Annotated in this window: 12 protein-coding genes and 1 pseudogene; 3 read left to right on the top strand and 10 right to left on the bottom strand. The window is 39.1% G+C overall.

The window, feature by feature from the left end; all coding sequences use genetic code 11:
- Together ACRCJ0_RS04780 and ACRCJ0_RS04775 are read right to left on the bottom strand one after the other, a co-directional pair.
- Positions 1 to 1,222, bottom strand: a 1,222-nt coding sequence (locus ACRCJ0_RS04780) for an ABC transporter ATP-binding protein (RefSeq protein WP_431389660.1), incomplete at its 3' end; no start/stop codon positions are given.
- A 94-nt stretch (positions 1,223 to 1,316) separates the two neighbouring features.
- A complete protein-coding gene (locus tag ACRCJ0_RS04775) occupies positions 1,317 to 2,534 on the bottom strand; it encodes an AI-2E family transporter (RefSeq protein ID WP_431389659.1) in 1,218 nt (405 codons plus the stop codon).
- Between the two features lie 151 nt (positions 2,535 to 2,685).
- On the opposite strand from ACRCJ0_RS04775, the gene ACRCJ0_RS04770 reads away from it, so the two are divergent.
- Complete coding sequence (locus tag ACRCJ0_RS04770) at positions 2,686 to 3,708, top strand: lactonase family protein (RefSeq protein WP_431389658.1); 1,023 nt, start codon at positions 2,686 to 2,688, stop codon at positions 3,706 to 3,708.
- A gap of 16 nt (positions 3,709 to 3,724) precedes the next feature.
- Positions 3,725 to 4,348, top strand: coding sequence for a flavin reductase family protein (locus tag ACRCJ0_RS04765; RefSeq protein WP_419971293.1), 624 nt, complete (start codon positions 3,725 to 3,727; stop codon positions 4,346 to 4,348).
- 73 nt (positions 4,349 to 4,421) lie between these two features.
- On the opposite strand, the gene ACRCJ0_RS04760 is transcribed toward ACRCJ0_RS04765, so the two are convergent.
- From ACRCJ0_RS04760 to ACRCJ0_RS04740, 5 genes are all read right to left on the bottom strand, one after another.
- Entirely contained in the window at positions 4,422 to 5,378 is a 957-nt protein-coding gene (locus ACRCJ0_RS04760; protein WP_149358470.1) for an ABC transporter permease, read from the bottom strand.
- On the bottom strand, positions 5,378 to 6,457 hold the full coding sequence (locus tag ACRCJ0_RS04755; protein WP_048727468.1) for an ABC transporter permease: 1,080 nt from the start codon (positions 6,455 to 6,457) through the stop codon (positions 5,378 to 5,380). Before ACRCJ0_RS04755 ends, ACRCJ0_RS04760 begins: the two co-directional genes overlap by 1 nt.
- Positions 6,444 to 8,039 (bottom strand): ABC transporter ATP-binding protein, encoded by a 1,596-nt coding sequence (locus ACRCJ0_RS04750; protein WP_417893011.1) that lies wholly within the window; start codon positions 8,037 to 8,039, stop codon positions 6,444 to 6,446. The genes ACRCJ0_RS04755 and ACRCJ0_RS04750 overlap by 14 nt, the downstream gene beginning before the upstream one ends.
- 89 nt (positions 8,040 to 8,128) lie before the next feature.
- Positions 8,129 to 9,190, bottom strand: a complete 1,062-nt coding sequence (locus ACRCJ0_RS04745; protein WP_417893010.1) for a BMP family lipoprotein — start codon at positions 9,188 to 9,190, stop codon at positions 8,129 to 8,131.
- A 318-nt stretch (positions 9,191 to 9,508) separates the two neighbouring features.
- Positions 9,509 to 10,033, bottom strand: coding sequence for a PTS sugar transporter subunit IIA (locus ACRCJ0_RS04740; protein WP_417893009.1), 525 nt, complete (start codon positions 10,031 to 10,033; stop codon positions 9,509 to 9,511).
- Positions 10,034 to 10,238: 205 nt separating this feature from the next.
- Between ACRCJ0_RS04740 and ACRCJ0_RS04735 the strand changes: the two genes are divergently transcribed.
- Positions 10,239 to 11,069 carry an undecaprenyl-diphosphate phosphatase gene (locus ACRCJ0_RS04735; RefSeq protein WP_431388007.1) on the top strand — a complete coding sequence of 277 codons (831 nt, stop codon included), beginning with the start codon at positions 10,239 to 10,241 and terminating at the stop codon, positions 11,067 to 11,069.
- Positions 11,070 to 11,135: 66 nt separating this feature from the next.
- On the opposite strand, the gene ACRCJ0_RS04730 is transcribed toward ACRCJ0_RS04735, so the two are convergent.
- The 3 genes and pseudogenes from ACRCJ0_RS04730 to ACRCJ0_RS04720 form a co-directional block, all read right to left on the bottom strand.
- Entirely contained in the window at positions 11,136 to 12,491 is a 1,356-nt protein-coding gene (locus ACRCJ0_RS04730) for an aspartate kinase (RefSeq protein WP_417893007.1), read from the bottom strand.
- 184 nt (positions 12,492 to 12,675) lie between these two features.
- The gene (gene glgA, locus ACRCJ0_RS04725; RefSeq protein ID WP_431389657.1) at positions 12,676 to 14,112 is read right to left on the bottom strand and encodes a glycogen synthase GlgA; all 1,437 of its coding nucleotides are present in this window, start codon (positions 14,110 to 14,112) and stop codon (positions 12,676 to 12,678) included.
- Between the two features lie 34 nt (positions 14,113 to 14,146).
- Positions 14,147 to 14,674: pseudogene (locus ACRCJ0_RS04720) on the bottom strand (glucose-1-phosphate adenylyltransferase subunit GlgD); the annotation flags it as partial.

Here is a 14,674-nt window from a genome sequence, read left to right as displayed (position 1 = left end):
TCAAATCACGCAAATTATTCAATGATAAGTCGCGCACATCAGTACCGTTGACTTTAACAGCACCCGTAGTTACGTCTGAAAAACGTAAGAGTAAGTTGGCGATTGTCGTTTTCCCAGAACCAGTACCACCAATAATGGCTAGGGTTTCCCCTGGTTTCACTTGGAAGTTGATGTCATCCACTACGTTATGCTCAGCATTACCAAATCTAAAAGCCACATCTTCAAAAGTGACTTCACCTGGTGCTTGACGGTCAATAGATACTGGGTTTTCAGGTGAATGGATGGTGATCTCAGTATCCAAAATTTCGTTGATCCGTTGAGCAGACACTTGAGCACGCGGTAAGATCACGAAAATCATCCCTAACATCATGAATGAGAACATGATAATGAATGAATAGTTGACGAATGAAAGGATGACCCCAACACTTAGGTTTTGAGCGGCTACTAAATGGGCACCGCGCCATGATAAAGTAATGTTTGTTAGTGATAGAATTGTTGTCATGATAGGCATTAAAAAAGACATCCGGAACATCGCTTTAATCGCTGTATCCGCATAATCTTTATTGGCTTCAGCAAATCGTGCTACTTCAAAATCTGATTTGTTAAAGGCTCTTACAACACGTACACCTGTTAATCCTTCCCGGAAAATAAGGTTCAAATCATCAACCTTACGTTGCATGGATTTAAAATATGGTGACACAATGCGTAAAATAATAAAAATTAACAAGGCTAATACTGGACCCGAAACGGCATAAACTAAACTCAATTCTGGACTAGCTAATACGGCCATCACGACAGCTGCTAGCAGCATGGCTGGTGAAAGTAATACCATACGCATTATCATCATGACAGTCACTTCAACCTGTTGAATATCGTTTGAAGAACGCGTAATCAATGAGGCCTCACCATAGGTCCCCATATTTTCTTTTGAAAACTGCAAAACTTTTGTATAAATTTCATTACGCAATTTTCTACCCAAGTTTTGGCTGGTACGGGCAGAAATATATACTGAAATCCCTGCAGAAATGATGACTAAGATGGTAATCAAGATCATCTGACCACCAATCCTATAGATAGCCTGCATGTCTCCTGCCGCAACACCCTCGTCGATAATGCGAGCGGTCTGCGTTGGCAATAATAATTCCCCAATGGCCTGTGTTAAGGCAAAGACAATTGCCCCGAACATAGCCCAAAAGGGAATTCGTTTAATTAAACGCCACATCTAATTCCTCCTTTTATGTTTTATAATGTAAACAATGCGAATATTGCTTCAAGAGGGCATTATACGCCCTTTTATCTCAATACACAAATAAAAATTACTTGCCGGGTGTATCCTCTGAAATGGCGTCTTCTAAGATGCCTTCTTCTTCTAAATATAAGCCGGAAACCCTTTTATACCAAGCAAAGAAGTGGCTAAACATGACTTTGATGACAGCGAAAATTGGAATGACGAATACAACCCCCGCAACCCCGAAAATTGATCCGGCTGAGATTAATAAAAGCATGATGGTGACCGGGTGAATAGCCATATTAGACCCCAAAACTTGTGGTGAAATCACACGACTTTCAATCGTCTGCTCAATAGCGAATACGATCAAGACTTTTACAATCATCATTGGACCCATTACAATCGCGACAATAATGGCTGGCACCATGGCTATGAATGACCCTATATAAGGGATGACATTTAGGAAACCTGCAGCAACCCCAATAATTACCCCATAAGGCAGTCCAACAATTGAGTAACCAACTACAAACATAATCGCCACCCCAATCGCGACAATAATTTGCCCACGGATATATTGGCTAATTTGTAAGTTCATATCACTTAATAGGTGTAAGGTCGCCTTACGAATTTTAATAGGCAGAAATTGCGCGAAATATGTCGGCAATTTGTGGCCGTCGCGTAACATGTAGAATAAGATAATCGGCGCGGTAAAAATAGCTACTGTTACCCTGGTCACTGTCCCTACGATAGACGAGACACTTGTGATTGCTGAATTGGCAATACTCTCCCAATTAAATGATGACAGGTCTAATACATTATTCATGGATGATTGGACCACCATGTTCACTTGGTCGTACCAATCCCCACGAATCAAGGTTTGTAAGCGACTTTGATAGTCTGTCCAAATAGTATCCCAGTTATTGATCAAATTACGCCCTTCATCCGCTACTGTTGGGATCAAAGCGACAAGGCCTGTAACGACCACCGCAATCAGTAGTAAAACGATTGCTGACCCCCAAGTTCGGTTGAGGCCCCCTTTTTCGATTTGATTCACTAAAGGTACTGTCAAATAGTAGAAAATGGCTGCTACGACAATAGGTAGTGAAACATATTGGATAAAGGAAACGGCGGGGTCTAAAAGGTATGATACTCGGGTAAATAAGCTCACGAAAATGACAATTAAAATACCGATTATCAAGGCGCCAGTATATCGATTATTTAAAATATACTTGAAAAACCAGGATTTTGAAAAAGCTGTCTGGTCTTTCGATGCTGGTGTTTCTTCTGGATTGATTTTATCGTTCATGACGTCCCCTCCTATACTGCATACGTCTATTATAGCAAATATTTCTTCCTATATATATGTGCCTAAACAATCAAAGTGTAACCATTTTTGATGTTAATAAGAGCGTTTTCTTGTATAATGAGATTATCTTAAGAAAGAAGGGATTTTTATTATGGAAACGATTTATGTATCTGGTTATACACGTGAAGACAATAAGGGTATTCATACCTTAACGCTAAATGCTGATAAGAAAGCTTTTGAAGCAAGTGAATTGATTATTGAAGAAAACAACCCTACTTACATTACTTTATCTAAAGACGGCAAACACCTATTTACTTTAAGCGACGGTGATGAGCCTGGTGTTGCCCACTACGAAAATAATGATGGTCAATTTGCCTTTAAAGACCGTGTGAAAGTATTTAACGAAAATGGTTGTTACTTAACATATGATGAAAAAGCAAATGTTCTTTATAATGCTAACTACAAAAAAGGTGAGTTAGCAGTGATTACAGTCAACGAAGATGGTACATTGACTGTAACGGATGTCATTCAACATACTTCACCAGTTGGCCCGCATGAAAACCAAGACTTTGCCCATGCCCACTTTATCCATCCAACAAATGACCACAAATACATTCTTTCTTGTGATTTAGGAACTGATGAAGTTCACACTTATACACTTACTGACGATAACAAGTTAGCTGAAGTGAGTGTCTACAAAGCAGCGCCTGGTACTGGCCCACGTCACCTTGCCTTCCACCATTCAGAACCAATCGTTTACCTTTTAGGGGAATTGGACTACACAGTTGAAGTGTTAAACATTCAAGAAGATGGTTCTTTAGTTGCTGGTAACCGTTATGACACGATTCCAAGCGATTGGACTGAATTCAACTCATCAGCAGCGATTCGTTTATCAAGTGACAACAAGTTCTTATACGTTTCAAACCGTGGTCACAACTCAATTACTGTTTTTGAAGTTTCAGCAGATGGTCAAAGTTTAACTGAAATTCAAAATATTTCAACTGAAGGTAATTTTCCGCGTGACTTCAACTTCAATGCAGATGAATCATTTATCATCGTTGGTCACCAATTCCAACCACAAATTTCATTATTTACACGTGACCAAGCAAGTGGTTTATTAAACTACGTTGATAATACCAGCATTAACGAAATTGTTTGTGTAACACCAGTTTAAAGGAGTTTAACCACTCATGTATCATTTAGCAGCCAGTCAGATGGACGAAAAGCTACAATATAAATTGCTATCTGGTGCCATTGTACCTCGACCAATTGGTTGGATTACAAGTGAAAACACGGAAACGGGTGTCATCAATTTGGCGCCCTTTTCATTTACTAGTGGTGCCGGGCAAAAGTTGCCCTTGATTTCAATGGCTATTCTTCGAAAAGAAGATTTTTCAATTAAAGATACCGCCCGCAATTTATTAGACCATCCTGAAGGTGTAGTGAATATTGTCAGCAAGTCTTTCATTGATAAAATGAACGCTACCGCTGCCAAAGTTTCAGCAGACGTCAGTGAATTGACCCTAGCAGACATTCAAACGGTTAATTCTAAGACTGTGAGCCCACCAGGTGTGGCCGATGCTTTAATTCGTCTTGAAGTAAAAGTATACCAGTATATCCCAATCCGTGACCGCGAGGACCGTATCATCACTGATATGTTCATCCTTGAAATTACCGACTATCATTTAGATGAATCGGTATATGACGAGGAAAAAGGCTACGTCTTGTACGAAGCCTTAGACCCTGTTGCCAGATTAGCCGGCAACTTGTATACAGATATCACAAAACCTTATGTATTAGAACGACCGGAATAAACAAAAAGGATTTGGCAGCGGCCAAATCCTTTTTGTTTATTCTAAAATTTGAATAGATGCTTGATAATTTTTTCTATTTCGATTGAACAAAGGTTTTCCCTAAGGCTTTTGGCGCTTGGGCTTTACCAATGAATACAACTAATACGATGATCGTCAAAATGTAAGGAGCAATATCTAAGTAAACTGATGGTACATCTTGAATAATCGGGATGTAGTTTGCTGTTACCGACAGGCTTTGCGCGAAACCAAAGAATATTGCAGCAAGTAGTGCACCGACTGGATGCCATTTTCCAAAAACCATTGCCGCCATGGCCATAAATCCTTGGCCTGCTACTGTAATTACAGAAAATTCATTCTGTACGGCCTGTGCTTGAACTGCCCCACCAATACCGCCAAGGAGTCCAGAAATCAAAACGCCGGCGTATTTCATTGCGTTTACGTTAATACCAAGTGTTTCAGCCGCTTCTGGGTGCTCGCCGACTGAACGTAGGCGTAAACCAAAACGGGTTTTGAATAAGACAAACCAAGCGATTACAGCGAATAGGATACCTAGATAAGCTGGACCGGAAGTATTTTGGAAGAAAATTGGTCCAATAACTGGGATGTTATTCAAACCTAAAATATTATAGGTCACAAAAGGTTTCGCTAATGGACCTGTTTGCGCTGCCCCATAAATTGCTCTCACTAAGAAAACAGATAACCCAGGAGCCGCTAAATTCAATACTGTACCGGAAATGGTTTGATTAGCGCGGAAGTTTATAGACGATACAGCATGAATTCCTGAATAGATCAAGCCGACTAGTCCACCCACTAAAAGACCAACCCAAGGTGTCATGGCCCCGAAAGTGCCTGACATGGCGATATTGAAAACGGCTGAAGCAAAGGCGCCCATTACCATAATCCCTTCCAAACCAATGTTCACGACACCTGACCGTTCAGAGAAGGCACCACCGATTGCGGTAAACATAAGGGGTGCTGCGTACATTAATGTTGAAGACACAATTAATTGTAAAATAGTAGAAAAGTCCATTATTGTTCCCCCTCCACTGTCGATTTTTTACTTTTACCGAATTTATCTATTGCATATGAAATGATATAAGATGAACCGATAAAGAAGATGATAGCAGCTGTAATAACACTCGCCAATTCATCCGGTACACCGGCACGGTTTGGCATAAATGAAGCCCCAATATTCAAGATACCGAATAAGATAGAAGCTAGAAAAGTCCCGACTGGCGTCCCCATTCCAAGCAAGCCAACGGCAATTCCGTTAAACCCTTCAGATGGTAGAGATGTCAGTGTATACAAGTTACCAAAAGTCCCGATACCATGGATGACGCCCGCTAAACCAGCCAAACCACCAGATAAGAAGATGGCTAAGACGATATTTTTCTCCACGTGAATACCTGCATATTCCGCTGCATTTTTATTTAATCCAACGGCCTTTAATTCAAAGCCCATAGTTGTATGTTTCATCACAAATCCGTATAGAATAACCATGATGATAGCAATAAAAATCCCCATATTTAAACGAGACCCACCTGTTAATGTTGAGATAAAACCTAAAGCTAAGGAAGCATTCTCGCCAACTTTATCAGTCATATTCCCTGACCCTAGCACCTCACGAATAAGGTAATTGGTCGTATACAAGATGATATAGTTCAACATAATCGTCACAACAACTTCATTTGTCCCTAAGTATGCGCGCAAAACACCAGCAATTGAGGCGTATAAGGCACCAGATAAGGTCCCAATAAGGAGGATTGCAGGTACCATAATCATTTGCGGTAAATCTGGAAAGGCCAGGGCGAAAGCTACTGATGATAACCACCCGGCTAATAATTGACCTGATAAACCAATATTAAAGAAACCTGATTGGTAAGCGACATTAAAGGCTAAACCAGTTAATGTTAACACCGTTGCTTGTCTTAAGACTTCACCAATGAAGTATGGGCTAGATAGAACGGTCATGATCATGGCATCGTAGGCAGCAATTGGATTGTAGCCGAAAAATAACATGATTAAGGCGCCTAGAATAAAGCCGCTTAAAATAGAAATCACTGGAATAGCCAATTTTTCAACCAGCGTATTTGTCTTAAATGCTTTCAACTGATTCACCCCCTTCCGCTATTGTATCTTGACCGACTGGATGTAAGACGCTTTGCACGCGTGCTTCTTCTAAGCTTACACCCGCCATTAATAGACCCAATTCAGTTTCATTCGTATCGTCAGCATCGACGATGGCATTTATTTTACCGTCATGCATCACTGCAATGCGGTCAGCAACACCCATAATTTCGTCTAGTTCAAAACTCATTAACAATACACTCTTCCCTGCGTCTCTATGTTGTACTAACCTGTCGTGCACAAACTCAATCGCCCCTACATCTAACCCACGAGTCGGTTGAGCTGCGATTAATAAGTCTGGATTTCGGTCTATTTCACGCGCTATAATTACCTTCTGTTGGTTACCACCAGATAAGGCACCTGCTAGCGTTGCTTCACTTTCAGTTCTCACGTCAAATTCATCGATTAAAATTTTGGCATGATCATTGATGAAGTTATGGTTTAAGAGCCCATTTTTTGAGAAAGGTTTTTGGTAATAAGACTGCATAGCCATATTCTCTGCAATCGATAACTCAAGGAATAAACCATGTTTTTGCCGGTCTTCAGGGATATGTCCTAATCCAGCTTCTGTAATCTTACGTGGACGCTTGTTGGTCACATCTTTACCAGCTAAAGTCACTTTTCCTGACACCACTTTTCTTAAACCTGAAATCGCTTGGATTAATTCAGTTTGTCCGTTACCATCGATTCCAGCAATGCCTAAAACTTCACCTGCCCGCACCTCAAAATCTACAGATTTCACTGCCTGTAAGCCCCTAGATTCATTGACCACTAAATCATTGACCTGCAAAATAATTTCGCCTGTCTCAGCTGGCTTTTTCTCAACTTTGAAATTCACATGACGTCCAACCATCATGTCCGCCAACTCTTGCTTGTTGGTGTTTACGACATCAACCGTATCAATACTTTGACCGCGACGAATTACTGTACAACGATCAGCAACTGAGGTGATTTCATCTAATTTATGGGTAATCAAAATAATGGATTTGCCTTCAAGCGTCATAGCTTTCATAATGTGCATCAATTCTTCAATTTCTTGAGGGGTCAATACAGCAGTTGGTTCATCAAAAATTAAAATATCAGCCCCACGGTAGAGCGCCTTAATGATTTCAACTCTTTGTTGTTGACCAACAGAAATATCCTGTACGTAAGCATCTGGATCAACGGCCAAATGGTATTGGCTAGATAACTCTTTGATTTTTCTATAAGCTGCTTTCTCGTCAAGGTAACCAAATTTTGTAGATTCTTTACCAAGCATAATATTTTCGGCTACTGTAAATTTATCAATCAACATGAAATGTTGGTGAACCATACCGATACCTAATTTATTGGCATGGTCAGGTGAACTGATGACTGCCGCTTGACCGTTCACCAAAATCTCGCCAGATGTTGGTGCTAGTAAACCGGACAAAATATTCATCAAGGTCGATTTTCCGGCCCCGTTTTCCCCTAGTAAGGCATGAACTTCACCTTTTTTTAGACTGAAATTGATATTATCGTTGGCTTTGTATGTACCAAATATTTTTGTAATATCACGCATTTCAATGACATTTTCATTTTGCATGTCTATCTTCCTCTTTTCTAACTTAGACGCCTATCCAAATTAAAAGCGTCAGCCAATTTGACTGACGCAATTTACTTTTCTATACCCGCTTACTCTGCTGAATCAGAGAATTCTGGAACGTCAATTTCACCATCAATGATTGATTGTTTCGCTTCTTCAATTGTTGCCCAAGTTTCATCATCAAGGTTACCTCTTGTGATATCAACTGTTTGATCTGCTAAACCGTATTCTACCAACTCACCACCTGGGAATTCAGTATCCATTGTTTGCTCAGTAATGGCAACGATAGCAGAACCAGTATCTTTGATTGTAGAAGTTAAGGTAAAGTTACCACCTGACCATTCACCTTCTTCAGTTTGGTCACGGTCAACACCGATTACCCAGATATTTGCTTCGCTATCTGCTTCAAGACGGTTACGTGCCTCAGTGAAAACACCATTACCTGAACCACCAGCAGCAGTATAGATGACATCTGCGCCACTTGTATACATTGCATTGGCAATTTGTTGACCTGTTGCAGCATCACCAAATGATTCAACATATTGTGCATCTACTTCAATTGATTCGTCTACATGAGCTACCCCAGCTCTAAAACCAGTTTCGAAACGGTCGATAGCAGGTGTTTTCATACCACCAACAAAACCTACTTTACCTGTTTCAGACGTTGTAGCTGCTGCGATACCTGCTAGGAATGCAGATTCCTGGTCTTTAAAAGTCATTGATACAACGTTTGGTTGGTCTACTTGTCCATCAATAAAGGCAAATTGTTGGTCTGGATTAGCAGGTGCTACTTCATTAAAAGTATCTTCTAACATGAAGCCCATACCGAAGATGATGTCATATCCATCTGCAATCGCAGTATTGAAGTTTGGTACGAAATCAGATGAATCTGTCGATTCGTAATATTGTACTTTATTACCAGTTTCTTCTGACCAAGCTTGCATACCTTCCCAAGCTGATTGGTTAAATGAACGGTCATCTACCCCACCTTCATCAGTGATCATACCAATAGCGTAATCACCAGTAGCTTCGGATGTTGCTTGAGAATCTGATTCACTAGATGTATCAGTTCCAGCATTTTGCCCTTGACATGCTGCTAAAGCAAAAACAGAACCAGCTAATAAAACGATATTTTTGAATTTTGTAGACATGTTTCTCCTCCAATAAACGAATGTTATATTTTTAAAAGTTTTTAATGTTCGTTTCTTACAATAATTATATTACGTTATAAATCAGAAAAAGTAAAGTTTTTTTATAAAAATAGTTCGTATTTTTATTCTTTTTTCTCACTTAAAAATTTTATCATATAGTTGTAATCGTTTCAAAAGCGAACGTTATATTTCGATAACCAGGGAGACTCTTGTGAAAACAGTACTATTACAATACTTTCACTATTTTTTTAGACAACAAAAAAAGCCGAGACATATTTGCCCCGACCTTGATTTGAATATATATATATCGTGTTTAAATTAGCTGCTTGCTGTAACTGAACCTACTTCTGCACTATGTGTAACTTGACCAGATGCAGTTAATTGTAAGTTAGAAAAGTCTTCTAAATTCGTGAACACGACAACGATTGATTTTCCTTTACCTACAGATGCTAATTCGTCTAAATCAACTGTGGCGATTTGCGTACCAGGACCCACTTGGTCTCCCTCAGCAACCGTGACATTAAATGGTGCACCATCTAATTCAACAGTATCAATACCCATATGAACTAAAACTTCTACGTCATCATCTGTTTTGATATAGATAGCATGTTTAGTCGGAAAAATACTCATTACAGTACCCGCAACTGGTGTATAAACATCACCTGTTTCAGGTTCTACAGCATAACCGTCACCCATCATTTTTTGTGAAAATACAGGATCATCTACTTGATCGATAGATTTAAATTCGCCCGTTGCAGGAGCAAATAAAGTTTCCGCTACTTGAGAACTACTCGGTTGTTTGGTAGTTTCCTTCTTCTTATTTTTTTTTAAAAAATCAAACATATCGCTCGCTCCTTAAGTATTCATTTTATTGTCTACTTTAATCATATCACATTCGTAAAAATAATGACAACCTATCCCTTAAGCAATTTCACATATTTCAAATATAAAGACTTTATAAAGTTATAATGATTTTTTGTTTTCTTTCTTGTTTTCATTTATACTGAAATGAGAAATTATTTTATTTTGAATGAAGGGAAATTGATAAATGTTAGATACATTAAAGGTCATTTTATTTGGTATCGTTGAGGGGATTACCGAATGGTTACCAATTTCATCAACTGGACACATGATTCTTCTTGAAGAATTCATTGCATTAAATGTACGTCGAGAATTTTGGGATATCTTCTTGGTTGTTATCCAGCTAGGCGCAATTTTAGCCGTTGTATGGATTAACTTCAACCAATTAAATCCATTCGCACCAAGCAAATCCAAATCTGAGAAAGAGGAGACTTGGATTACTTGGTTTAAAGTAGCCGTCGGGTGTCTTCCAGCTGCTATTGCCGGTCTACTATTGGACTCATGGATGGAAGCAAACTTAATGAATTGGTTTGTTGTTTCAGTTACGTTAATTGTCTATGGTATTTGGTTCATCTGGATTGAAAACCGCAACAAAAACAAACAAGTAAAAATCAACTCTATGGCAGAAATGACATATATGGACGCCTTCAAAATTGGTTTGTTCCAAGTATTGTCACTAGTTCCTGGTACATCTCGTTCAGGTTCAACCATCTTGGGAGCAACAATCGTTGGTACGTCTAGACCATTAGCAGCCAACTTCTCATTCTTTATGAGTATTCCAATTATGTTTGGTGCTTCAGCATTAAAATTAGTCAAAGCTTTCTTAAACGGTTTCGTATTCACAGGTACAGAAAGCTGGCTATTACTAGTTGGTATGGTTGTGGCATTTGTCGTTTCAGTCTTAACTATTAAACTATTCTTGAAATACATTAAAACCAATGACTTCAAGGTATTCGGTTGGTACCGTATTGTCCTTGGTATTGTGGTTATCTTGTACTTCTTACTATTTAATTCATAATATTCGGATTTTTATCCAAATGAAAAGGAGTGGCTGAGCCACTCCTTTTTTCGTACGATTTGAATTTTAATTGAAGAATTCATTGTAGATGGCGCGAACAGCGTCATCTTCTCTTTCTTCAATAATGCCAAACATAATAGAAATCTCTGATGAACCTTGGTTAATCATTTCCAAGTTGATACCCGCCTCAGACAAGGCCTTAGTAGCGCGAGCAGTATTCCCGATATTTTCGATCATACCTTCCCCTACTAACATTACCAAGCTTAGGTTATCACGTTTTTCAATAGAATCCGCTGCTGTTTCAGCTTTGATTTCAGCAACCATTTCTTCGAATTCTTTTTTCGATAAGGCATCTTCTTTAAAAATAACGTCGATATCATCGATACCAGATACGATATGTTCGAATGAAACGTTATATTTTTCAAGGACAGATAAGACGCGACGAACGAAGCCAACCTCTCTATTCATCATATATTTTTTAATGTAAACAGAGGCAAATCCACTCGTTGAAGCAATCCCTGAAATCGCTAAATTATTCTTAGGACGCGTTCTAGTAATTAATGTTCCAGGTGCTTTAGGTTCGTTAGTATTTTTAACTGCTACTGGAATATCAGCGATGAATGCTGGTTGCAAAGCTTCATCATGGAAAACGGAGAATCCAGCGTAAGATAATTCACGCATTTCTGAATATGTCAGCTGCTCAATTGCCACAGGATTATGAACTACTCCAGGATTTGCGGCATAAATAGACGAAACATCGGTAAAGTTTTCATACATTGACGCTTTGACACCGTTTGCGACAATCGCACCGGTAATATCAGAACCCCCACGAGAAAATGTCACTAATTTCCCATCTTTTGTGTAACCAAAGAAACCAGGGATGACAATGATACCATCTCGTTCCCGTAATTTGTATAAATTTTGGTAAGACTCTGGTAAGACCCGCGCTTGACCAGGATTATCTGATAAGAACAAGCCTGCATCTTGAGGATTTAAGTATGAGGCCTCATAACCTAATCCAGAAAAATAAGCGGCAATTAATTGCGCATTTGCATCTTCACCAAAGGCTTTAATCGCATCCACAAAATAAGCTGGTTGGTCTGTGATATCCGAACTAATTAATTCATTTAATTGGTTGGAAATGTCATCGATAATGGCTAGATTCATTTCTAACCCTTCAGCTGTATCTCTAAAGCGGTCTACAATTTTATTAAAAGTAGCTGATGCATTTTCACTATCGTGCAAGATTTCAGCAGCCAAGTCAATTAACAAATCGGTCACCTTGATGTCATCCTTATCCCGTTTACCAGGTGCGGAAACAATCACCACTTTACGGTCAGCGTCACCAATTACAATATCTTTCACTTTCACCAGTTGTTCAGCTGATGCAACTGATGAACCTCCAAATTTTACTACTTTCATCTTTTCATTTCATTCCAATCCAATTTTAATGTATTATGAGCTATCTTATCATAAAAATGAGGCTCTATACAATAGGAAAAGAGGTTGAAACCTATGTGTCTCAACCTCAGTAATCATCCTATGTAATGAAAAATATTCAATTTGCCAAAATAATTGGCTAGCAAGCTTAAATCATTTTGCGAAATTATAACAAGTCTTCATATAAACGGATATACTCCTTAGCCGGTTCAGTCCAGCTAAAGTCTGTCGCCATGGCTTGGTGAATCAATTGGAACCATACATCCGGTTGGTTTTCGTAAATATCCAAGGCATATTGGATAATATGAGCGAAAACATCCCCAGTAAAGATGTTAAATGAGAAGCCGTTACCTTCACCAGTATATTGATTGTATGGTTGAACGGTATCTGATAAGCCACCAGTTTCGTGGACAATTGGTAAAGTACCGTAACGCATGGCAATCATTTGTGATAAGCCACACGGTTCAAATGCACTAGGCATCAAGAACATATCAGAACCTGCATAAATTTGTTGGGCTAATTCGACATCAAAATCTATATAGGCGCAGAATTCCCCAGGATACTTCCATTCGAAATAACGGAATGAGTTCTCAAACGCTTCATCACCGGTACCCAAAACAACAATTTGAATATTGCAATTTGTGAGTAGATATTCAGCTTTTTCTTGTAACAACTGCATTCCCTTTTGATCAGTCAATCTGGTAACAACCCCAAGTAAAGCAACATCCGGGTCTACACTTAGGCCAACTCGTTCCTGTAAGGCACGTTTATTGGCTGCTTTACCCGTCTGAACTGTTGATGCATCATAATTTTCAATTAAATTAGGATCCGTATCCGGATTATTTTGTTCATAATCTATCCCATTAATAATGCCTGATAACTTCCAAGGATTATAACGTAATTCACCGTCTAGTTTTTCACCAAATTCAGGTGTTTGAATTTCGCGTGCATAATTCGGACTAACTGTTGTTACCTTGTCAGAGAAATTAATACCGCCCTTAAGATAGTTTACTTGGCCTTCCTTTTTAACCCCATTTTCATGGTATAAGGCATAGGTGGTGTTAAAAATATCTTTTAAGACAGATTCATTTTGCCAACCTTGGAAACGAATGTTATGGATAGTTAGTACTTTGCGGATATTTCGGTAGCTATCTACCCAATGGTATCGATCCACTAATAAGGCAGGAATCATGGCTGTTTGCCAGTCATTTACATGAATGATGTCTGGTATAAAATCCACTTTTTCCATCATTTCAATCACTGCGATATCAAAAAATCCAAACCGTTCTCCATCGTCATTTTGGCCGTACAATTGGTCTCGGTCAAAATACGCTAAATTATCAATAAAGTAATACTGAACGCCACCAAGTGTTAGCGTCTTTACCCCTACATAGGCTGATTTATAACCTAATTCAACTCTAAAATGGGTGATTTCAATCAGTTGCTCCTTGAATCTTTCAGGCATTTGCGTGTAATACGGCAATACTACTCTGATGTCAACACCTTGTTTGCGCAATTCCTTTGGCAAGGCGTAGGCAACATCACCAAGTCCACCCGTTTTGAAGAACGGCGCACCCTCAGCGGCGACAAATAAAACTTTCATATGATCACCCTTCTCTCGTCTCTTTATCTACTACTTAAAATCCTTTGACCTTTTTAAACTTATAAGCTGGGTGTTGGAATGTCTCGTCTGATGCAGCGACATAGGTCCCTTTTGGAATCACAACAGGTTCCTCCGGTGTTCCAGTGATCACTGCACCTGGTGCTACCTCAACTTTTTTGTCTAAAATAGCATATTTTACGCTTGCACCCTTACCAATCTTCGCACCTTGGAAAATGATAGAATCTTCTACTTTAGCATTTGGCTCCACTTCCACGTTACGGAAGATATGAGAATGTTCCACTTCACCATAAATTTGGCAACCTGTACCGATTTGTGCATTAATAACGTCTGCATGGCTACCATAATAAGTTGGCGAACCATTATGTGCTTTTGTAATGATCGGTTGATCACCTTGGAATAGTTGGGTAAAGTATTCACCGTTTAGCATTTGCATGCTGACATCATAGTAAGATTTTACAGAATCTACGTTACCGACATATCCGTCATAAAGATAACCAACTGTTTTATAGTCGTCCATGTATTCAATGATAACGTCATCTAA

The sequence above is a fragment of the Aerococcus sp. L_32 genome (assembly GCF_050689315.1).
Note: the sequence above shows the minus strand (reverse complement) of the source record. Positions and strands in the feature narration are given on the sequence as shown.

Coding starts and splice junctions, on each gene's coding strand:
- ACRCJ0_RS04775 (WP_431389659.1), bottom strand. CDS start 2,534: ATGAACGATAAAATCAATCCAGAAGAAACACCAGCATCGAAAGACCAG.
- ACRCJ0_RS04770 (WP_431389658.1), top strand. CDS start 2,686: ATGGAAACGATTTATGTATCTGGTTATACACGTGAAGACAATAAGGGT.
- ACRCJ0_RS04765 (WP_419971293.1), top strand. CDS start 3,725: ATGTATCATTTAGCAGCCAGTCAGATGGACGAAAAGCTACAATATAAA.
- ACRCJ0_RS04760 (WP_149358470.1), bottom strand. CDS start 5,378: ATGGACTTTTCTACTATTTTACAATTAATTGTGTCTTCAACATTAATG.
- ACRCJ0_RS04750 (WP_417893011.1), bottom strand. CDS start 8,039: ATGCAAAATGAAAATGTCATTGAAATGCGTGATATTACAAAAATATTT.
- ACRCJ0_RS04745 (WP_417893010.1), bottom strand. CDS start 9,190: ATGTCTACAAAATTCAAAAATATCGTTTTATTAGCTGGTTCTGTTTTT.
- ACRCJ0_RS04740 (WP_417893009.1), bottom strand. CDS start 10,033: ATGTTTGATTTTTTAAAAAAAAATAAGAAGAAGGAAACTACCAAACAA.
- ACRCJ0_RS04735 (WP_431388007.1), top strand. CDS start 10,239: ATGTTAGATACATTAAAGGTCATTTTATTTGGTATCGTTGAGGGGATT.
- ACRCJ0_RS04730 (WP_417893007.1), bottom strand. CDS start 12,491: ATGAAAGTAGTAAAATTTGGAGGTTCATCAGTTGCATCAGCTGAACAA.
- glgA (WP_431389657.1), bottom strand. CDS start 14,112: ATGAAAGTTTTATTTGTCGCCGCTGAGGGTGCGCCGTTCTTCAAAACG.